Source organism: Agrobacterium sp. SOY23, assembly GCF_027212525.1.
GTDB lineage: Bacteria > Pseudomonadota > Alphaproteobacteria > Rhizobiales > Rhizobiaceae > Agrobacterium > Agrobacterium tumefaciens_I.
The window spans coordinates 530,635-550,758 of record NZ_JAPWDT010000002.1; the positions used below are offsets into that span (position 1 = coordinate 530,635).

At 60.5% G+C, this 20,124-nt stretch carries 15 protein-coding genes and 1 tRNA gene; 9 read left to right on the forward strand and 7 right to left on the reverse strand.

The genetic code is table 11. From position 1 onward, the window contains the following. Nucleotides 1-100: 100 nt before the first annotated feature. Nucleotides 101-3,895, reverse strand: a complete 3,795-nt coding sequence (locus O3S81_RS07785; RefSeq protein WP_269342063.1) for an ATP-binding protein — start codon at nt 3,893-3,895, stop codon at nt 101-103. A gap of 316 nt (nt 3,896-4,211) precedes the next feature. Here O3S81_RS07785 and O3S81_RS07790 point away from each other — a divergent pair. From O3S81_RS07790 to O3S81_RS07800, 3 genes are all read left to right on the forward strand, one after another. Then, nucleotides 4,212-4,288, forward strand: a tRNA-His gene (locus tag O3S81_RS07790). Nucleotides 4,289-4,566: 278 nt separating this feature from the next. Further along, the gene (locus O3S81_RS07795) at nt 4,567-6,198 is read left to right on the forward strand and encodes a Ppx/GppA phosphatase family protein (RefSeq protein ID WP_269342064.1); all 1,632 of its coding nucleotides are present in this window, start codon (nt 4,567-4,569) and stop codon (nt 6,196-6,198) included. Continuing rightward, entirely contained in the window at nt 6,195-6,935 is a 741-nt protein-coding gene (locus O3S81_RS07800) for an RlmE family RNA methyltransferase (RefSeq protein ID WP_269342065.1), read from the forward strand. The genes O3S81_RS07795 and O3S81_RS07800 overlap by 4 nt, the downstream gene beginning before the upstream one ends. Here O3S81_RS07800 and O3S81_RS07805 read toward each other — a convergent pair whose 3' ends face one another. Next, nucleotides 6,936-8,333, reverse strand: coding sequence for an MDR family MFS transporter (locus O3S81_RS07805; protein ID WP_269342066.1), 1,398 nt, complete (start codon nt 8,331-8,333; stop codon nt 6,936-6,938). Between the two features lie 209 nt (nt 8,334-8,542). On the opposite strand from O3S81_RS07805, the gene O3S81_RS07810 reads away from it, so the two are divergent. From O3S81_RS07810 to O3S81_RS07830, 5 genes are all read left to right on the forward strand, one after another. Then, nucleotides 8,543-9,544: an MBL fold metallo-hydrolase gene (locus O3S81_RS07810; protein WP_269342068.1), complete on the forward strand. Its 1,002-nt coding sequence runs from the start codon at nt 8,543-8,545 to the stop codon at nt 9,542-9,544. Nucleotides 9,545-9,723: 179 nt separating this feature from the next. After that, nucleotides 9,724-11,229, forward strand: coding sequence for an IMP dehydrogenase (gene guaB / locus O3S81_RS07815; protein ID WP_269342069.1), 1,506 nt, complete (start codon nt 9,724-9,726; stop codon nt 11,227-11,229). Nucleotides 11,230-11,341: 112 nt separating this feature from the next. Further along, nucleotides 11,342-11,743, forward strand: coding sequence for an MAPEG family protein (locus O3S81_RS07820; RefSeq protein ID WP_269342435.1), 402 nt, complete (start codon nt 11,342-11,344; stop codon nt 11,741-11,743). A 149-nt stretch (nt 11,744-11,892) separates the two neighbouring features. Beyond that, nucleotides 11,893-12,921: an alcohol dehydrogenase AdhP gene (gene adhP, locus O3S81_RS07825; RefSeq protein WP_046800638.1), complete on the forward strand. Its 1,029-nt coding sequence runs from the start codon at nt 11,893-11,895 to the stop codon at nt 12,919-12,921. Between the two features lie 117 nt (nt 12,922-13,038). After that, the gene (locus O3S81_RS07830) at nt 13,039-13,914 is read left to right on the forward strand and encodes a dienelactone hydrolase family protein (RefSeq protein WP_269342072.1); all 876 of its coding nucleotides are present in this window, start codon (nt 13,039-13,041) and stop codon (nt 13,912-13,914) included. Between the two features lie 118 nt (nt 13,915-14,032). Here the strand turns inward: O3S81_RS07830 and O3S81_RS07835 are convergent, their stop codons facing one another. Both O3S81_RS07835 and O3S81_RS07840 read right to left on the reverse strand, forming a co-directional pair. Further along, nucleotides 14,033-15,178 (reverse strand): sensor histidine kinase, encoded by a 1,146-nt coding sequence (locus tag O3S81_RS07835; protein WP_269342073.1) that lies wholly within the window; start codon nt 15,176-15,178, stop codon nt 14,033-14,035. Nucleotides 15,179-15,374: 196 nt separating this feature from the next. Further along, the gene (locus O3S81_RS07840; RefSeq protein WP_269342075.1) at nt 15,375-16,052 is read right to left on the reverse strand and encodes a winged helix-turn-helix domain-containing protein; all 678 of its coding nucleotides are present in this window, start codon (nt 16,050-16,052) and stop codon (nt 15,375-15,377) included. A 199-nt stretch (nt 16,053-16,251) separates the two neighbouring features. Between O3S81_RS07840 and O3S81_RS07845 the strand changes: the two genes are divergently transcribed. After that, complete coding sequence (locus tag O3S81_RS07845) at nt 16,252-16,521, forward strand: hypothetical protein (protein ID WP_269342077.1); 270 nt, start codon at nt 16,252-16,254, stop codon at nt 16,519-16,521. Nucleotides 16,522-16,678: 157 nt separating this feature from the next. Here the strand turns inward: O3S81_RS07845 and moaB are convergent, their stop codons facing one another. The 3 genes from moaB to O3S81_RS07860 are packed head-to-tail and all read right to left on the reverse strand — an operon-like array spanning nt 16,679 to nt 19,980. Continuing rightward, nucleotides 16,679-17,218 carry a molybdenum cofactor biosynthesis protein B gene (gene moaB, locus O3S81_RS07850; RefSeq protein WP_174007429.1) on the reverse strand — a complete coding sequence of 180 codons (540 nt, stop codon included), beginning with the start codon at nt 17,216-17,218 and terminating at the stop codon, nt 16,679-16,681. A gap of 26 nt (nt 17,219-17,244) precedes the next feature. Then, on the reverse strand, nt 17,245-18,129 hold the full coding sequence (locus O3S81_RS07855) for a 4-(cytidine 5'-diphospho)-2-C-methyl-D-erythritol kinase (protein ID WP_269342079.1): 885 nt from the start codon (nt 18,127-18,129) through the stop codon (nt 17,245-17,247). 6 nt (nt 18,130-18,135) lie between these two features. Continuing rightward, nucleotides 18,136-19,980 carry a tetratricopeptide repeat protein gene (locus tag O3S81_RS07860; RefSeq protein WP_269342080.1) on the reverse strand — a complete coding sequence of 615 codons (1,845 nt, stop codon included), beginning with the start codon at nt 19,978-19,980 and terminating at the stop codon, nt 18,136-18,138. Nucleotides 19,981-20,124: the final 144 nt, after the last annotated feature.

The window sequence follows — 20,124 nt, forward strand, 5'->3', positions numbered from 1 at the left end:
CTGTTCCCCGGGCTCGTTGCGGGGAACAGGAATGAGGAAAATGCGGTGGCTTCGGAAAACCACCTGCTTCCTACCGCCGCATTGCTACGCCCGCATGGCCTCAGTTGGCAAGAACCCGCTGCGATGGAAAGGTGATTTCCACCAGCGTGCCTTCATTCGGCGTGGAGGTGATGGAGAAATTCGCTCGGTTGGCGTCGACCATGGCTTTCGTCAACGGCAGGCCAAGCCCGGTGCCATCACCGCGCACGCGCTTGCCCGACGACGCCACCTGCCGGAACGGCTTCATCGCCTGTTCCAGTTCCGCCCGTGTCATGCCGATGCCGGTGTCGCGGATGCGCAGCGATACGCTGCCATTGGCCTCATAGGCGGTGGAAACAACGATCTGGCCGCCGGATGGGGTGAAGCGGATGGCGTTCGACAGGATGTTCAGCACGATCTGCTTGATCGAGCGCAGGTCGGCGACGATCTGCGGTACGGATTGTGCCAGCGCCGTGCGGATGATGACGCGCTGGTTATTGGCCTGCGGCTGCACCAGCGAGACGGCTTCGGCCACCGTCTCGTTCAACGGCACGGCGATGAAATCCACATCCATCTGCCCGGCCTCAATCTTGGAAATATCGAGCAGATCATTGACGATATCGAGCACGTGCCGGCCGGAACGGCCGATATCATTGGCATATTCCACATAACGCGGATGGCCGATCGGCCCGAAACGTTCCGTCGCCATCATGTCGGCAAAACCGATGATGGCGTTGAGCGGCGTGCGGATTTCATGGCTGACGCGGGCAAGGAAATCGGTCTTGTGCGCATTGGCGGTTTCCGCCGCACGCTTGGCGTTGCGCAGCTCTTCTTCCGTGCGCTTCCACTGGGTGATGTCGCGGATGACGGCGCAATAGCCATGGGAAGATTTGAGCCGGCCGATGGTCATGAACAGCGGCAGGAAACCGCCGGATGCCTCGCGGCCGATCACTTCGCGGCCGTCGTTCAGCACGCTGGCGACGCCGTTATTGGCAAGGCCGGAGAGATAATCCAGCACGGCGCGCTGGCTCTCATGGGCAAAGAGCGTCACGAAGGGTTTGCCGGCGATTTCGCCATTATCATAGTTGAACAGCGCGCTGGCGGAACGATTGAGCGAGCGGATTTCGCCCTCATCGCCCAGAAGCACCACGCCATCGGTAGCGGTTTCCAGAATGGAATGCAGCTCTTCCACTTCGCCCTGCAACAGGGAGAGGCTGCCGGCCTCGGCATTTTCCGGATCTGCAGCGGTATTTTCATTGGCCGCCGTAACCGACACCGGCTTTTCTTCCAGCGGAACCAGCGACAGCATCAGCGCCTTGGTCTCTTCCCAGCGGATGGATTGCAGCCGCGCCTTGACCGGGATGATGTCGTTTTCGGCGCTGACGACCACCATGCCGCCCTCGTGGTTCGGCATGTCTTCCAGTTCCTGCCGTTGCAGCAGCGCTTCCAGTCCGCCCACTTCTTCCAGTTCGACTAACGAGTCATAGCCCGTCAGTCGCAAGAAATCGGGATTGGCGTGGATCAACCTGTCGCCGGCATGCACCAGAAGCGCCACGGGCATCTGGTCCAGTGTCTCGGCCGTCAGCGAATCGGCGGGGCGAACGGACGGGCTGACCACGGCGGCGGCAATATTGGTAACCGACTGCTCGCCAGCCGCAGCCGCCTGCTGTTCTTCTGAACCGCTCTCATCTGCGGGTGCGCGAATGGCCGCCGGCTGCTCACCACGGACATAATCGGCGAAAAGATCGTCTTCTTGTTCCGGCTCTTCTTGTGTCGGTTCTTTTTGCGCGGGTTCCGCCGCCTTTCCGTCATTTGCCATGCCGGAGGGCGCGCTTTCCGAAATATCCGCAGCGATATCTTGCTGGACATCCTGCACGGCGGAAACGGCTTCCGTCTCCGGCTTCCGGCTTTCCTCCGAAACCGTATCCGTGGGCGCGAGCGCCCGGCCGATTTCGCGGAAGGCGGCCTGCTCGCCTGCGGTCAGGCCTTCGCGGGAGCGCGAGCGGCGTTCCTCCAGATGAACGATCTTGTCGGAATAGGATGGCTCCGGTGCGGGCGCCGTGACCGGCGCTTCGAATTCCGGCGGCGTGTAATCATGGTGCTGTTCGTCCGGCGAAACCTCGTTCGCAGTATCGTCTGCGGTTTCGACCTCCTCAATCGGGGTTTCAGCCTCTGCCGCCGAGCCGGAATTATCGTCCGCGTCGTCATCCTCGTCGATAAAGGCCAGCAGTTCATGGCCCTCATCTTCGATGGCGGGCTGCGGCAAAACCTCTGCCGGATCAGCCTCTTCGCCGTCCAGGAAGGTCAGGCCTGTCGCGTGCGGGTCCTCGGTGGCATCGGCCAGCCGCACGATGCCGAAACCACGGAAACCGTCAAATTCGCGCAGGCGGGTATAGGTGGGCAGGGCGGCGAGATCGATCGGCACCATCAGGGATGTGCCTTCCACCGGCCAGTAGATCGTCTTGCCCGACCAGGTATCGCGGCGACCGAGAAGCTCACGGATCTTACCGTCCGGATCGAGATTGAACAATGCGGCGACATCGGCGAAACCCATGCCTTCCACGGCCGCCGCCTTTGCACCCACGGCTTCCGCGAATTCATGCGAGATCGAGCTGAAACGCCCCTCGGCGTCGATTTTCCAGACAAAGCGGGAGGCGCGCGCACCGGGATTGAAGACAAAAGGCCGTGCTTCCTCCGCAGGTGCCGTTTCCACCGGAATATCCCCGTTGGCCGATGGGGCATCCGCTGCCGTTGCGGCTTCGGCAATCCCCTCTTCCGCTGGTGCGTTCTCCGCCTCCACGGCCTCTTCGCCCTGATCTTCGCTGACTGTCCGGTCGGTTGCGGGAACCACCGCTTCATCCGCGTCGAGTTCGAAGAGATCGGCGATGTCGTCGGTCATCGCCACATTCGCGGCGGCATCGGCATCCCGCAGGGGAACGTCCAGAGGAGCATGCGTTTCGGTTTCCAGCAAAGGCAAGACGTGGTCCTGCTCCACCTCGGCTTCCGCCTCTGCTTCGTCTTCGGGATCGGCCAGTATGTCCTGCTCGTCTTCCACATCCTCTATGCCGGCAACAGCATCAAGAACGGCATCGAAAGAGGCTGCCGCCGCGATGACGGGCGCGGTTTCCGCAACCGGCAAGGCGGGTTCTGCTATGGCCGGGGCCTCCTGCGGCTTCTCCTCGGTAAAGCCGTTGACGGGATCGAGCGTCCCGAGCGCGGTTTCCACCACGAACATCAGGTTCAGTTCGGGCGATGCCGTGATCTGGCCGGTGGCGGCGGGCAGATAACCCTTGCCGGTCGGCACCGGGCGCTTGACGAGGTGACCGGACTGGCCAGCGGCCATTTTCACCAGGGTGCGTGCGGTGTGCGGCGTAATGCCGAGCGACGAAAAGCCGGGCGAGGCGGCAATGATCTCATTGTCGCCGTTCAGAACCGCCATATGAATATCCGGATCGTCAAACCCTTCGATCATGCGCCGGGCGCATTCGGCCACGTCGGGCGCGGCCTGGTCGGTGAGAGCGGAAAACAGAATGGCCGGATGGCCAGGCTCCGCCTCGATGATTTCCGCGCGGGCGGTGACGGCAAGGCTGCGAAAACCCGAGGTGATGCGAATGGTAAACGGCAGGCCGTCGCCGGCCTTGGAAAGCCGGGCCGCCGTGGCCGCCAGTTGCCGGAAGGTCACGTCCTGCCGTTTCGGCCCCTGTTCCAGAAAATCGTAAACCATCGGCGTGCCGAACAGCGCCGCGCCCCGCCCATTGGCCCAGAGAACATTTTGAAGATCGAGCGAAAACAGCGCCATGGCTTCACCGCGCCCGAAACCTTCACGCACCCGTTCATGCACTGCGATATCGATAAAGGGATACTGGACGGCGGGCATGTCGAAACCTATTCTGGCACTACCGGACCTTGCGGGCTTTTCAGCTTCCTCATGAAGCCGAAACGTAAACCTGCTAAGGCATCACGTTAACAGAATTTTAAATAACTTCACAGCGCGGCCCGGTCCACCGCCCGGTGGATGAATCGCCAAATAGAGTTAACATCAACAGGCCCATTCGCGCTTCCCGCTCCCAGGGCACCCTATCGAAAAGCACTTGCCTTTCTCAGCCTTTTTTCGCAAAATTCGAAGAGGCACTTGCAAATGGGGAAAACACCTTTTATGTCACCCCCCGTGACGCCGCTTCGGCGTTTCATGTGCGGTTGTAGCTCAGTTGGTTAGAGCGCAGGTTTGTGGCACCTGAGGTCGGTGGTTCGACCCCACTCAACCGTACCATTCCCCTCTCCCAGTAAGTTTATATGTCACAAGGACTTACCGGGAGAGGGGAGTTTCCCTCTCGACACTGATGGCGTTCATGATTTGCGGAAAGTTTCCGCAAGTCTTCACGCTGCCCCGACCGGCCTCCTTATTTCGAGAATCCTCCGAAACCGTTGCTGCGACTACGATGATCCGTACCCAGCCTTGACGATGCACGCATCCTCCCCACACCCAGCCTGCCAAAAACCATTTGGCTAAAATCGCCTGCGCTGGTATTGTCCACCCAACGAAACCTTATGAAAGCCAGCAGCATAGCGTCTACGCTTGTGCGCGGCGAAATGGACAAGACAGTGATCGACCCCGGAAACGGCCCAAAGCCGTCGGAACAAGGGGCGTCGGTGGCGAACAAAGGGAAAGCGAAGCGATCCCGTCGTGGCAAGAAACACAAGCGTGACGGTAAGCCCCGTGACGCTGCTGTGTTGTCGCATGATGTTGCCGCGGATGTTCCGGCCGGTTCCTCCTACGTATCGGCTCTCGAGCCGGATGCCGAGCCGCGCAAGAGAAAGCGCCGCAGGCGTTCTCGCGGCAAAGGCACGTCTCAGCAGGCTGTGGCTGCCGCCAGTGGACAGGCGCAGTCTCCAGCCACGCCTGATGGTGCAAATTCATCCTCCGTGCCGCCCGCTGGCCCGCGAAAATCGCGTAACCGCAAACGCGGACATCGCGATCCGCGCGGTCGTGACCCGCAGGGCCGTCCACTGGTTCCCACCCATGCGCCGAAACATGTCGGCAAGCAGAATGGCCGTGCGAATGGCTCGGCGCAGGAACCGCACCGGTCGCAATCCGAAATCTCCGCCCGCCACGCCGGCCGCCAGCATGAGCATGGCCAGGAGCCGCTGGCGGATATGTATGCGGCGCTTGATCTCGGCACCAATAATTGCCGCCTGCTGATCGCGCAGCCGACGCGGCCCGGCCAGTTCCGGGTGGTCGATGCCTTTTCGCGCATCGTCCGGCTGGGCGAGGGGCTGGTGTCGAGCGGCCGGCTTTCCGATGATGCGATGGACCGCGCCGTGGAAGCGCTGAAAGTCTGCTCGGCGAAACTCTCCGGTCGTCCGATCCGGCGCATGCGGTTGATCGCCACCGAGGCCTGCCGTGCGGCTTCCAATGGCGAGGAATTTCTGGCGCGTGTCACGCGGGAAACGGGGCTGAAGCTCGAAATCATCAGCCGTGAGACGGAGGCCCGGCTTGCGGTTTCGGGCTGCGCGTCGCTTGTCGGGCGTGAAGCACGCTCCGTCGTGCTGTTCGATATTGGCGGCGGATCGTCGGAAATCGCGGTCATCAAGGTCGGTGAAAATCGCTCGAACCGGCTCGCCAACCACATCACCCACTGGACATCGCTGCCGGTCGGCGTTGTCACGCTGTCGGAACGCCATGGCGGCCGCGACGTGACGCCGGATGTGTTTGCCGCCATGGTGCGGGAAGTCGAAGGGCTGCTGGATGCCTTCCATTGCCCGCCGCTCGCGCCACAGATGCACCACGAGGATTTTCACCTGATCGGAACCTCAGGCACGGTGACGACGCTTGCCGGCGTCCATCTCGATTTGCCGCGTTATGATCGCCGCAAGGTGGATGGCCTGTGGCTTTCCGATGCCGAGGTGACGGCGATGCAGGACAAGTTACTGGCATGGGATTTCGCCGGCCGCGCCGCCAATGCCTGCATCGGTCCTGATCGGGCCGATCTGGTTCTGGCCGGCTGCGCCATTCTCGAGGCCATTCGTCGCCGCTGGCCGGCACGCCGCATGCGGGTGGCGGATCGTGGTCTGCGTGAAGGCCTGTTGACGGATATGATGGCGGATGACGGCGCATGGCGGCGCAACCGCATAAGGCGCATGCAGATTGTACGGCAGGACAGAACGGAAGGTTTGACATGAGCAAGGCGCCGACAAGCACCAATCGCACCGGCCGCAAGATCGGCCAGAAGGTCAAGAAGACCAAGCTCAAGGCCTCGTCGCGCCGCTGGCTGGAACGTCATATCAATGACCCCTATGTGCAGCGCGCCAAGCTTGAAGGCTATCGCGCCCGCGCCGCCTTCAAGCTTCTGGAAATCAACGACAAGCACCAGATCCTCAAAGGCGCACACCGCATCATCGACCTTGGTGCCGCGCCCGGCAGCTGGTCGCAGATCGCCGCCAAGGTGACGGATTCGACCGAGGATGACATCCGCGTCGCGGCCATCGACTTCCTCGAGATCGATCCCATTCCCGGCGTGAAGATCCTGCAGCTCGACTTCCTCGATCCGAGCGCGCCGGAAAAGCTGATGGAGGCCGTCGGCGGCACGCCCGATCTGGTGTTGTCGGACATGGCTGCGCCCACCACGGGCCACCAGAAGACAGACCATATCCGCACCATGCATCTCTGCGAAGTCGCGGCCGATTTCGCCGTTCAGGTGCTGGCGGAAGGTGGCCATTTCCTCGCCAAGACCTTCCAGGGCGGCACGGAAAAGGCGTTGCTGGACATGCTGAAGAAGAACTTCAAGCAGGTCCTGCATATCAAGCCGGCGTCTTCACGCTCGGAATCGGTCGAGATGTTCCTGCTCGCCAAGCACTTCAAGGGCCGCAAGAACGAGCCGGCAGTGGATGCCGAGCCTGAAGAGGCAGTCGAAGACTGATCACTCCGCCGGTTGCGAAACCTTGCCGCGGTGGCCGGAAACGGCCGCCCCGGCCTGTGCATCCATGCGGATGATCGGCACGATGGCGAACAGCGACACCAGCGCGACGATGGTGAAGGCGATGTGGAAATCGGCAAGCTGCAGATGCGTGCCGGACATCATGCTGCTGACTTCCAGAATGGAAGCGGCGAAGGCAACACCCAGCGCCAGGCTGATCTGTTGCAGCACTGACGCCATCGAGGTCGCCTGGCTGGCCTGGCTGTCCTCGATATCGGAATAGCTGAGCGCGTTCGATCCGGTGAAGAAGAAGGAGCGGGCAAATCCCGCCGTGACCAGAAAGATCATGATCAGCGGATAGGGCGTTTCCGGCGTGAAGAAGCTGTTGGCGAGCGTCGTGAGCGCGCCGACGATACCAGCCCCGATCAGCGTCGAGCGGAAACCCGTTGCCGCAAACACCCGTTTGGCCATGAATTTCGTGGTGATCGCCCCGATAGCGCCGGCAAAGGTGATCATGCCCGATTGGAACGGATTGAGCCCGAAACCGATCTGCAACATCAGCGGCATCAGGAAGGGTATGGCGCCCGTGGAAATGCGGAAAACGGTGCCGCCGATGGAAGCCGCCCGGAAGGTCGCGTTCTGGAAAATGCGAAAATCCAGAATGGGGGCGGGGTGGCGCGCGGCGTGGCGCAGATAAAGAAAGCCGCAGATAAAACCGATGATGGTCGAAGCGATGCCGATGGCCGGCGGCAGGGCGGGAAGGCTGACGACGGAGAGGCCGAACACCACACCGGAAGCGGCGATGCCCGACAGCACGAAACCCTTGCCGTCCATGGGCGGCGGATTGGTGGTTTCGATTTCCGGCAGGAAGATCGTCGCGAGCCAGATGCCGATGATGCCGATCGGCACGTTAATGAGGAAAATCCAGTGCCATGAAAAATAGGTGGTGATGAAACCACCGATCGGCGGACCTGTGAGCGGCCCGACGAGCCCCGGTATGGTCAAGAGCGCCATGGCGGAGACGAGTTCGCTGCGCTTGGTCGTGCGCAGCAGCACGAGACGGCCAACGGGCGTCATCATCGCCCCACCCATGCCCTGCAGGAAACGCGAGAGAACGAATTCGAACACCGAGGAGGAAACCGCGCAGCAGATCGAGCCCACCACAAAAACGCCGATGGCGAAACGGAAGATTTTCTTCGCACCGTATTTGTCGGCCATCCAGCCGCTGATGGGAATGAAGATCGCCAGCGCCACCATATAGGCGGTCAGCGCGAGCTTCAGCGTGATTGGCCCGACGTGGAGGTCGGCGGCAATCGCCGGAAGCGAGGTGGCGATGACGGTGGAGTCCATCTGCTCCATGAAGAGAGCGACTGCCAGGATCAGGGGAATGATGCGGTTCATGAAGCTGCCTGCGGTTTTCCGCTGCGACAAAGGATATCGCCGTTCCTCCTACGCCTGATAAGACGGCTTGCCAACACGTTAATTATCAATTTCTCAAGTTCCGATCAAACCTGCGTGAGGCCGGTTTTCTTGCAACTTTCTCGCTCTATTGTCCGTTGGGCCAGTTCAGTTGGCGATCACGGCCAGTTGGCGATATCGGAGACAAGATGATGACCCAATCCTTGAGCATGAGCAGACGCGGCCTCATCGGTGCGGCCGGCGCAAGCGTTCTCGGTGCACCGCTTTTGATGGCGCGCAGTGCAGACGCCCAGACCAACCAGCCGCAGACTTCCATGGAGATAAAACACGCGATGCCGCCTGAAACCAACCGCTTCAAGCTCGGCAACTTCGAAGTGCTCGTCGTCAAGGACGGCTCGCGCGCCGCGCCCAATCCGGGTGAGACCTTCGGCACGGACCAGTCGGCCGAGACCGTGGGCAAATTGCTGGAAGACAATTTTCTGCCGAAGGATCAGTTCGTCAATTCCTTCTCGCCGCTTCTCATCAATACCGGCTCCGATCTCGTGCTGTTCGACACGGGTTTCGGCGAGGCCGGCCGCGGCGCCGGCAATGGCCGCCTGACCGAAGGCATGGCTGCGGCCGGTTACACGCCCGAGGATGTGACCGTGGTGGTGCTGACCCATATGCATGGTGACCATATTGGCGGGCTGATGGAAAAGGGTGCGCCGGCCTTTTCGAAGGCGCGTTATGTGTTCGGCCAGGCGGAATATGATTTCTGGACGAATGAGAAGCGCGTCGGCACGCCTGCCGAAGGCGGTCACAAGGGCGTTCTCGCCAATGTCAAGCCGCTGGCGGAAAAGGCGACCTTCATCGGTGACGGCGCCAGTGTCGTTTCCGGGATTACCAGCGTGGCGGCTTTCGGCCATTCGCCGGGCCACATGATTTTCCGTGTCGAATCGGAAGGCAAGCAGCTGATCCTGACGGCGGATACGGCCAACCATTTCGTGCTTTCCCTGCAGAAGCCAGACTGGGAAGTAAAGTTCGACATGGACAAGGCGGCCGCCGCCGCGACCCGCAAGAAGGTCTATGACATGATCGCCACTGACCGGTTGCCTTTCCTCGGCTATCACATGCCTTTCCCTTCTGTCGGTTATGCGGAAAAGCTGGATACGGGTTACCGCTTCGTGCCGAAATCCTACCAATTCGACATCTGATATCTGCTGCAATGCAGCAACAGAGGAAACCCGGAAGGTTATTCCGGGTTTTTTCTATTCCCTTCCTGTCATGAACGTGTTACCAGCCCTCGCCAACTTCCAAGCAATCCTTGCAGGGCGCCGGGGTGAACTTTTCGTTCCGGAACGGCCACGCATTTTCAGTATGAAGGAATTTGGTCATGGCACGCATCATTCAAACACCCACTGGTTTGGACGCTCTCACATTTGACGATGTGTTGCTGCAACCCGGACATTCCGAAGTCATGCCGGGACAGACGAATATCGCCACCCGCATTGCCCGCGATATCGATCTGAACCTGCCGATCCTGTCTTCCGCCATGGATACGGTCACTGAAGGCCGTCTCGCCATCGCCATGGCCCAGGCCGGCGGCATCGGCGTCATCCACCGCAACCTGACCCCCATCGAACAGGCCGAAGAAGTCCGGCAGGTGAAGAAGTTCGAAAGCGGTATGGTCGTCAACCCGGTCACCATCGGCCCGGACGCGACGCTCGCAGAAGCGCAGGCGCTGATGAAGGCGCACGGCATTTCCGGTATTCCGGTCGTGGAAAACGGCGGTTCCGGTGGTCACAAGAACGGCCGTCTCGTCGGCATCCTCACCAACCGCGATGTGCGCTTCGCTTCCGATCCGCAGCAGAAAATCTACGAACTGATGACCCGCGAAAACCTGGTCACGGTCAAGGAAAGCAGCGTCGATCAGCAGGAAGCCCGTCGCCTGCTGCACAAGCACCGCATCGAAAAGCTGCTGGTTGTGGACGCCAAGGGCAATTGCGTTGGCCTCATCACCGTCAAGGATATCGAGAAGTCGCAGCTGAACCCCAACGCCACCAAGGATGCGCAGGGCCGTCTTCGCGCAGCCGCCGCCATCAGCGTTGGTGCTGACGCCATCGAGCGCGCCGAGCGCCTTATCGATGCCGGTGTCGACCTTCTGGTCGTTGATACCGCCCACGGCCATTCGCAGCGCGTGCTGGATGCCGTCTCGCTGGTCAAGAAGATGTCGAACTCGGTTCGCATCATCGCCGGCAATGTCGCTACCGCCGATGGCACCAAGGCGCTGATCGATGCCGGCGCGGACGCCGTCAAGGTCGGTATCGGCCCCGGCTCCATCTGCACCACCCGCATCGTCGCCGGCGTCGGCGTTCCGCAGCTGGCGGCCGTCATGGCGTCGGTGGAAGCGGCCAATGCGGCTGACATCCCCGTTATCGCCGATGGCGGCATCAAGTTCTCGGGCGATCTGGCCAAGGCGATCGCCGCCGGCGCTTCCGCCGTCATGATCGGCTCGCTGCTCGCCGGTACCGATGAAAGCCCGGGCGAAGTGTTCCTTTATCAGGGCCGTTCCTTCAAGGCCTATCGCGGCATGGGCTCCGTTGGCGCCATGGCGCGCGGTTCCGCAGACCGTTATTTCCAGGCCGAAGTGCGCGATACGCTGAAGCTCGTGCCGGAAGGCATCGAAGGCCAGGTTCCCTACAAGGGACCGGTTTCCGGTGTGCTGCATCAGCTGGCCGGCGGCCTGAAGGCTGCCATGGGTTATGTCGGCGGCAGCAACATCAAGGAATTCCAGGAACGCGCCACCTTCGTGCGCATCTCCAGCGCCGGCCTGCGTGAAAGCCACGCACACGACGTGACGATCACCCGCGAAAGCCCGAACTACCCCGGCGCGGTTTGATCTTTCGAGGCGAATCCGTAAAAGGATACTGAGTATTTGGCGCTCCCCGATTCATGCCGGATCGGGGAGCGTTTTCATGATTGGAGAAGAAAGCATGTCACCCACGACCGCAATGTTCTGGCCGATGATCGCCCATGTCTTTCTGGTCTTCTGGCTTTACGGTCTTCTGATCATCCGGCGCAACAAATACACCTTCAAGGATCGCGAATCGGCGATCAAGCTGCGTAACCGGGGCGAGGAGGCGCGCGAAAGCTATCTGGTGAACCGCAACATCGCCAACCAGTTCGAACTGCCGGTGCTGTTCCACGTTGCCTGCCTGCTGCTCTACATCACGGATGCGGACAATATCGTCACCGTCGTTCTGGCATGGCTGTTCGTGCTTTCGCGCTGCGCCCATTCCTATGTCCATGTCACCAGCAACCGCCTGCGCCAGCGCGGCGCATTGTTCGGCATCGGTTTTGCGCTCATCGTCTGCCTTTGGGCTTGGCTCGCCATCTGGTTGGCGCTGGAGTGAAACAGCAGCGTGAGGTTGCCTCATAAGTGAGACAATCCCACCGCGCAAAATGCTCCGGCTTGCGATGGGTCAATTCCATGACGCCCCATCCCCGTTAATCTCTGCCCGCCGTCGAGGATTTCAGGCGAGCAGAGATTAGGGAGTATGTCATGGCTAAGACAATGAAGGCGGCGGTCGTCCGCGCATTTGGAAAACCGCTGACCATCGAGGAAGTGGCGATACCGGATCCCGGCCCCGGTGAAATTCTCATCAACTACAAGGCGACGGGCGTTTGCCACACCGACCTGCACGCCGCAACGGGTGACTGGCCGGTCAAGCCCAACCCGCCCTTCATTCCCGGCCATGAAGGTGCCGGTTATGTCGCAAAAATCGGCGCTGGCGTTACCGGCATCAAGGAAGGCGACCGCGCCGGCACGCCCTGGCTCTACACCGCCTGCGGATGCTGCATCCCCTGCCGCACCGGCTGGGAAACGCTGTGCCCGAGCCAGAAGAACTCAGGTTATTCCGTGAATGGCAGCTTTGCCGAATATGGCCTCGCCGATCCGAAATTCGTCGGCCGCCTGCCGGACAATCTGGATTTCGGCCCGGCTGCACCCGTGCTTTGCGCCGGTGTCACGGTCTACAAGGGTCTCAAGGAAACCGAAGTCCGGCCGGGTGAATGGGTGGTCATTTCAGGCATTGGCGGGCTTGGGCACATGGCCGTGCAATATGCCAAGGCCATGGGCATGCATGTCGTTGCCGCCGATATCTTCGACGACAAGCTGGCGCTAGCGAAAAAACTCGGAGCCGACGTTGTCGTCAACGGTCGCGCGCCTGATGCGGTGGAGCAGGTGCAGAAGGCGACCGGCGGCGTCCATGGCGCGCTGGTGACGGCGGTTTCGCCAAAGGCCATGGAGCAGGCCTATGGTTTCCTGCGTTCCAAGGGCACGATGGCACTTGTCGGCCTGCCGCCGGGATTCATCTCCATTCCGGTGTTCGACACGGTGCTGAAGCGCATCACGGTGCGCGGCTCCATCGTCGGCACGCGGCAGGATCTGGAGGAAGCGCTGACCTTCGCCGGTGAAGGCAAGGTTGCCGCCCACTTCTCCTGGGACAAGCTCGAAAACATCAATGACATCTTCCACCGCATGGAAGAGGGCAAGATCGACGGCCGTATCGTCGTGGACCTCGCCGCCTGACGTCAAAACCGGTTGCGGCGCTCACGCAAATGTGTGGCGCCGCTTCCGCCCGCCTTGTTCCCCGCCCTGCGATCTGCGCTATCCTTCCACATCCGCGCGTTCAAGGAGGATAGAGCGATGGACAAGCCTAAGATTACCCAGGCCATGATCGACGCTTACGATGAATATACCCATCTCAGCCTCGATCGTCGCAAATTCATGGAAAAGCTTACAGTGCTTGCCGGTTCGGGCGCTGCCGCGGCTGCCATTGCGCCGCTTCTTTCGGCCAACAGCGCCCGTGCGGCCATCGTTGCGCCTGACGATGCGGGCATTGTCGCGGAAGACGTGACCTATCCAGCGCCCGGCGGCGAGATGAAGGGTTACCTCGTCACGCCGAAGTCGGTATCCGGCCCCATTGGTTCCGTCATCGTCATCCATGAAAACCGTGGCCTGAACGACCATATTCGCGACGTGGCGAGACGTGTGGCGCTCGCCGGTTTCCGGGCGCTTGCGGTCGATTTCCTCTCGCCGCAGGGTGGAACGCCCTCGGATGAGGACAAGGCACGGGAAATGTTCAGCGGTCTCGACATGGAGGCAACCGTCGCCAATGCCGAAGCGGGCAGGGTGTGGCTTGCGGCAAGGCAGGGGGCAAATGGCAAGGTTGGCGCGGTCGGTTTCTGCTGGGGCGGCGGGCTGGTCAACCGGTTTGCCACCAAATCGGCAGGCTTGAATGCCGGTGTCGCCTATTACGGCCAGCAACCAGCGGCGGCCGATGTGCCGGCCATCAAGGCGCCGTTGCTTTTGCATTATGCCGGTCTCGACGAGCGCATCAACGCTGGCATCGATGCCTATAAAAAGGCGCTGGAGGAAAACGGCAAGACCTTCGAAATCTTTGTCTATGACGGCGTCAACCACGCCTTCAATAATGACACGTCATCGGCGCGTTACGACAAGGCGGCCGCTGATCTCGCCTGGGGGCGGACGACGGATTTCTTCCGGAAATATCTGGCGTAATTCTTCAGGTTCGGCCTGTCAGGGTGCAGCTTTTCCAGAGATGGAGAGGCTTCACCATGGACCAATATGGCATCGCGGTTTGCGCTGGATTTTGGGGCAAGGCAAAACGGAGCCTGCCTCACGCGCGCAGTTCCTGAAACTGAACGGCCACGCGCAAACCGGGGTTGTTGTTCGAAAGCGTCACGGCGGCGCCGTGTAGTTCCGATATGGCTTTGACAAGGCTCAGGCCAAGTCCGGACCCCGCGGTGGTTCTGCTTTTCTCAACCCGATAGAACCGGTCGAACACCTGCGCCCGGTCTTCGTCTGATATGCTTGGCCCGTTATCGGCGATATTTAACAGGATCTGTCCTTCCCCGCGCGACACTTCGAGGCAAATTCTTGACCCGACGGGGGTATGCCGCATGGCGTTGGACAACAGGTTCGCCAACAATTGGCGAATGAGATCAGGATCGCCATTGATCCGGCAGCCGCCCGCAGCACCGTGCATCGTCAGCTCATAGCCTTCCTCCGCGGCAATAACCTCATAGGTTTCGTAGATTTCACCGACGATGTCGCAAAGATCGAAGGCGGTGAAGCGGGCGGTCCTGCTTCGCGCTTCGATCTGGGCAATCCGCAGAAGAGCATCGAACGTATTTGCTATGGATCGCAGTTCTTCAAGAGCGGTCTCAACGCTGGTCCTCATCTCGTCAACCGCATGCGCATTGAGCGCATCTTCCAGCACGAGGAATGTCCGGCCAATCGGGGTCTTGAGGTCATGGGCGACGTCGGTCGTCACCTGCTTCAATGCTGCTACGCTGGAGTCCAGTCTTGCCAGAGCCACATTGATTTCCGCTGAAAATATGTCGATTTCATCCATGCGTGATGAAATTGGAAGCCGTTTTGAAAGCTCGCCATGTCCGATGGCGTGGGCGATTTGCGCCAGCGACGAGATGCGGCGGCGCGTTCGATACGCCAATATGGCGGCTCCCGTCATGCCTATGGAAAGAACGATCGCGGTCGCCCATCCGAAACTGATGAGAACGATGCGGGCCAGTTCATCCGTGTCTCCGGAGTTGACCCCCACCACGAGAGCGTTCGGCCCCAGAGGACCATTGAAAAGCTTGTAGTGGGAAGCACTGCCGTGATGGTCGTTGGGTTCAAGGATCGAATAACCGGATGGGACATCCGAAAATCGATTGCTTCCCGCGAGCAGTTCTCCGGCCGGGCTGCGCAATGCGTAGATGGTCTCCTGGCCTCTAATTGCTGGGCCGTGATTGTCGATCATGTCCACGGCGCCCTGAATGCCGCGTGCGTCGAAGGCCGATGCGATCTCCCGATAACGCTCCTGGACATTGGCGTTCAGGCGGTCGTCGAGGAAACTGACAACCATCCGGTAAGCTGCGATGTTTGCACCAAGCGATGCGGTGATGAACAGGGCGATGTAGATGATTGCCAGCCTGACGGCGGTGCTTTTCAGAAAGCTAGCGCCGGGCATGCAGGGTGTAGCCCGTGTTCTTGACGGTATGCAGAAGCGGCTGGTCGAACGGTTTGTCGATTTTCGCCCTCAGCCGGCTGATGTGCGTTTCCACGACGGAGCTTTGCGGGTCGAAATTGAAGTTCCAGATTTTTTCGAGAAACATCGTTTTCGTCAGGATTCGACCTTCGTTGCGCATGAGCAGTTCCAGAAGCGAGAATTCGCGTGGCAAGAGGTCGATCCGCTGTCCTCCGCGCGACGTTGTTCTGGTGACGAGGTCCATTTCGAGGTCGCCCACGCGCAGGCGCGTCTTCTCCGTGGCAATGGGCGGTCGCCGAACGAGAGCATTGATCCTGGCCGTCAATTCCGAGAAAGCGAACGGTTTTACCAGATAGTCGTCGCCGCCGGCTTCCAGCCCTTCGACGCGGTCGTCAACACCGCTCATCGCCGTCAGAAAAAGTATGGGAACGCATATCGAAGCCGCGCGCAGGCTCTTGACCAGATTGAGACCATCCAGTCCGGGGATCATGCGGTCAACAACGGCGATGTCATATTCCCCATCCAGTCCCGCAGCCAGTGCGTCACGCCCGTCTCTGACCCAGTCGACCGTATGGCCAGCCGAGGTCAGCCCCTTCGTAATATAGTTTCCGGTTGTATTGTCGTCTTCTACTAGAAGTATTTTCATGGATGATGACGTTGCCTGAAATCCGGATTTTCTATGGGGCGGCTGGTCCTGCTCACGCCGGAAATCAGGCTTTATTGCGGCATTTCACGGATCTGCAGATTTACAAATTTGTATAGTCGGCGACAGGCGGCTGAAAAGCCGGGGTTTTACTTTCACGATGCTGCAAGCCGCAGTGTTACCTGTTACGAGGATTTAGACCATGATCAAAAATCTGACCGTCGCCGCCTTCGTCCTGATTTCCGCAACCTCCACCGCTTTTGCAAACGGTATTCTCAGCAACATCGCTTCGCCGATTGCAAAAATCACCCAGGATCACGGAAATGCGGGCGATACGGCGGCATCTGTCTCCAATCCGGAAGTCCGTTTCCGCGTGCTCGATAACGGCATGGTCGAACGCACGAACAGCCGTTTCGACACCTCCATGATGATCGACCCTTCGGCCGAGCTTCGCGAGAGAAACCGCCGATAAGCTTTATGATGACGACACGCTCGGCGGTCAGAGGCCGCCGAGCTTATGGCATTCCGCGTCGCGGGAACAACCCATACTACCGCGAAGCGTCAGCCGCGTTACGGGTGAGTGGATGGAAAAACGAGCTGTATTGCGGCTTGGCAAGCGATACGGATACTCAGCTTTTGCCGCGCTTCAAATGCTCATCAAGCCTTGGCATGATCTCCACGAAATTGCAGGGCAGGTGGCGATAATCGAGCTGGGCCTTGAGAATGCCGTCCCACGCGTCCTTGCAGGCGCCCGGAGAGCCGGGCAGCACGAAAATGAAGGTCGCGTTGGCCACGCCGCCGGTTGCGCGCGACTGGATGGTGGCGGTGCCGATCTTGTCGTAGGAGATGCGGTGGAAGAGGGCGGAAAAACCGTCCATGCGCTTTTCGAACAGCGGCTCCAGCGCCTCCGGTGTCACGTCCCGGCCGGTGAAGCCGGTGCCGCCGGTGGTGATGACCACATCCACGCCCTCAGACAGCGTCCATTCGCGCACGGTGTCGGCAATCGCTGCCTTGTCATCCGGCACGATGGCGCGGGCCGCGAGCCTGTGGCCCGCTTCTTCCAGCCTTGCGACGAGCGTGTCGCCGGACTTGTCGTTCTCCAGCGTGCGGCTGTCCGAAACGGTCAGAACCGCAATGCCAAGGGGAATGAAGGGTCTATCGCCTGCCATGGCCTTATCCTCGAAATATCCGGCCCTCAAATGGTCCGCGTTGCCTGAAAATACCAGCCGGGGCGTTTCTTCCGAAGCGATGTTTCCGCGTTTTTGGCGGCATCGAAGGAATGAAAAATCCCGAAACAGGTTGCCCCCGAACCGGACATTCGGACAAGGGCGGCCCCTTCCTCAGACAGCAGCCCGGTTATCTCTCCGATTTCAGGCAGCAGCGCCTGAGCCGGCGGTTGCAGATCGTTGCGGCTTTGGTCAAGAAAATCCATCCAGCCAATTGTCGCATGGGCGGGCAGGTGCGGATTGGCCTTGTTCTGCAATCGCCGGAAAATCTCCGGTGTCGAGACGGCTTTCAACGGGTTGGCCAGAACCATGAAGAGTTCCGGCAGGTCGGTGAACGCTTCGATGTCCTCGCCAATACCACGCGCGATCAGCGGCCGGCTTGCAAGGCACATCGGCACGTCCGCACCGAGCTTCAGTGCAAGAGAAGCAAGCTTTTCCGGCGCGATCGTGGCACTCCAATGCCGCAAAAGCCCGCGCAGCGTCGCCGCGGCATCCGCCGAGCCGCCACCGATGCCCGAAGCAACCGGCAGGTTCTTTTCAAGGTGGATGTCGACCGGGCGGACGGCCTGGCCTGTTGAGGCAAGAGCATCGCGTAGCATGTCTCTGGCTCGGGTGACGAGATTATTGCCGCCATCGCCGGCGCTTAGAAGATCGCCGAAGGGGCCGGAAATGGAGAAGCTGTCGGCGTCGGTGTCGCGAATGCGGATCACATCGCCGGCCTCGGTGAATGTCACAAGCGTTTCGAGCAGATGATAACCATCCGCCCGCTGGCCGGTCACATGCAGCGCCAGATTGATCTTGGCCGGGGCCGCCTCGATTGTTTCGGTGGCCCCGGAAACCTCATGCATGCGCATGCCGCGTCAGGATTTCTTGTCCGGAGCAGGGGTCGCCGGTGCCGGGGGAGCCGGCGGTTGCGGCACCACGTCCTTCTTGGCGGTGTTTTCAGCGTCCTTTTCGACAGGCGGCAGGCCGTTGGCGATCTTTTCCTTCACCTTGGCCTTGTCCACATCGTCATTGTCGCCGATCAGGGCACGGTTCCACTGATAAACGGCCTCGATCTTGCGGCCGACGCGCCAATAGGCATCGCCCAGATGGTCGTTGATGGTGGGGTCACCGGCCTTGAGCTCGATTGCGCGTTCCAGCTCCGTCACGGCCTGGTCGAAGTCGCCAAGGCGATAATGTGCCCAGCCGAGCGAATCGACGATATAACCGTCGTTCGGCCGAAGCTCGACCGCGCGGCTGATCATCTTCATGGCTTCATCGAGATTGATGCCCTTGTCTACCCAGGAATAGCCCAGATAATTCAGCACCTGCGGCTGCTCCGGGTTCAGTTCCAGCGCCCGCTTGAAATTTGGTTCGGCCTTGTCCCATTGTTTCAGCCGCTCATAGGCGATGCCGCGCTGGAAGAACACCGACCAGTCGGATTTCTGCGCCACGGCGCCGATGACCTCGATGGCCTTGTCGTAGTTCTCCGCCATGGCCCGGTAATCCTTGGCGTCCGAAAGCACGCTGCCATAGGCGAGGTAGGAACGGACATCCTTCGGATCGGATTCAAGCAGGGATTTGAGATGCTTGCGCGCCTCGTCCACCTTGCCGGTCTGCGCCAGCGTCAGTCCGAGCTGCAGCTCGGAGATGCGGTACATCGGCGAATCCTTCGGCACTTCGCGATAGAAGGTGATGGCACGCTCAGGCTGCTTCATCGCTTCGGCAAGACCGCCGAGAAGGATGAGCGTATCCGGGCTCTTGGGATCAAGGGCGCGCGACGTCTGCAGGTAAAGGGTCACGATCTCTTCGGCGCCTTCGCGGTTCAACGCACCGGCAATCGAGAACATGACGCTGGCGGCGCCCTCCACTGCATTGGTGATCTGCTGTTCCGGCTTTTCGCCCTTTTCAATCGCCTCGCGAAGCGCTTTCAGCGGCGCGTAGTTCGGTGCGAACGTATCACCGACGGCGATCGCATCCAGTGCCTTCTGTTTGTTGCCGGCGGAAGCTTCCAGCCGCGCAAGCGCCATGACCGCGCGCATATAGGTATCGGAGGCCGTGGCTCCGCCTTCACGATCCGTCACGGCTTCGTTCAGGCTCTTGCGGGCGGCTTCGGTATTGCCGGAAACCAGCGCGATGGCCGCTGCATTGTATTTCTGGAAGATCGAAATCCAGCCCGGGCCCTTCATATTGTTGACGAGCGCCAGCGCTTCCTTCGGCTTGCCGGAACCGGCACGCGCCCAGGCGGTCAAAAGCGTGTTGACCATGCGGTCGAGATCGTTCGGACCGGTATATTTCAGGATCTTTTCGGCCTTGGTGAATTCCTTGTCCTTGATGGCGTCAAGACCGCGCACGATGGTCGTCACACGCTCCACCGAGGTATCGTCCTTCATGGAATCGGCGATCTTCGCGCCGGCCTCGAAGTTGCCGCTCAGAAGTTCGGCGATCATCAGCCGCTGGCGGATTTCCGAATTGGCCGGATCATATTCCAGCGCCTTCTTGTAGAGTGAAATCGCGGTGGGATAATCCTGGTCGACATCGGCATTGCGCCCGGCGAGGAAAGCGCCGGAGAAGGTGTTCACCTTGCCGGGATCGAAGGTAACGGCTTTGTCTTCCGGTTTTGCCTTCGTCTCCGCAAAGCCGGGGCTGGCACCCGCACCGATTGCGAGAGCAGCGGCAAGAGCCGCGCTGCAGAGAAGACGGAGTGCTGGTTTACGCCGCATGAGGGAACCTTTGCCTTTGTGCGAATGCACGGAAAAATCAGTTTCCATTATTGGTCACGATAGAATGGCTTTTTTGAAGCAACCCCGCAAGAAATTATGGCTTTAGCCACAATCACACCTTGCGGAGAAACCGGCCCGGAACGT

Bases quoted from the DNA above. Each gene is read 5' to 3' on its own strand.
- adhP (WP_046800638.1), top strand. From the start codon at position 11,893: ATGGCTAAGACAATGAAGGCGGCGGTCGTCCGCGCATTTGGAAAACCG.
- O3S81_RS07835 (WP_269342073.1), bottom strand. From the start codon at position 15,178: ATGATCGACAATCACGGCCCAGCAATTAGAGGCCAGGAGACCATCTAC.
- O3S81_RS07800 (WP_269342065.1), top strand. From the start codon at position 6,195: ATGAGCAAGGCGCCGACAAGCACCAATCGCACCGGCCGCAAGATCGGC.
- O3S81_RS07845 (WP_269342077.1), top strand. From the start codon at position 16,252: ATGATCAAAAATCTGACCGTCGCCGCCTTCGTCCTGATTTCCGCAACC.
- O3S81_RS07860 (WP_269342080.1), bottom strand. From the start codon at position 19,980: ATGCGGCGTAAACCAGCACTCCGTCTTCTCTGCAGCGCGGCTCTTGCC.
- O3S81_RS07830 (WP_269342072.1), top strand. From the start codon at position 13,039: ATGGACAAGCCTAAGATTACCCAGGCCATGATCGACGCTTACGATGAA.
- O3S81_RS07810 (WP_269342068.1), top strand. From the start codon at position 8,543: ATGACCCAATCCTTGAGCATGAGCAGACGCGGCCTCATCGGTGCGGCC.
- guaB (WP_269342069.1), top strand. From the start codon at position 9,724: ATGGCACGCATCATTCAAACACCCACTGGTTTGGACGCTCTCACATTT.
- O3S81_RS07840 (WP_269342075.1), bottom strand. From the start codon at position 16,052: ATGAAAATACTTCTAGTAGAAGACGACAATACAACCGGAAACTATATT.
- O3S81_RS07855 (WP_269342079.1), bottom strand. From the start codon at position 18,129: ATGCGCATGCATGAGGTTTCCGGGGCCACCGAAACAATCGAGGCGGCC.
- O3S81_RS07820 (WP_269342435.1), top strand. From the start codon at position 11,342: ATGTTCTGGCCGATGATCGCCCATGTCTTTCTGGTCTTCTGGCTTTAC.
- moaB (WP_174007429.1), bottom strand. From the start codon at position 17,218: ATGGCAGGCGATAGACCCTTCATTCCCCTTGGCATTGCGGTTCTGACC.
- O3S81_RS07805 (WP_269342066.1), bottom strand. From the start codon at position 8,333: ATGAACCGCATCATTCCCCTGATCCTGGCAGTCGCTCTCTTCATGGAG.
- O3S81_RS07785 (WP_269342063.1), bottom strand. From the start codon at position 3,895: ATGCCCGCCGTCCAGTATCCCTTTATCGATATCGCAGTGCATGAACGG.
- O3S81_RS07795 (WP_269342064.1), top strand. From the start codon at position 4,567: ATGAAAGCCAGCAGCATAGCGTCTACGCTTGTGCGCGGCGAAATGGAC.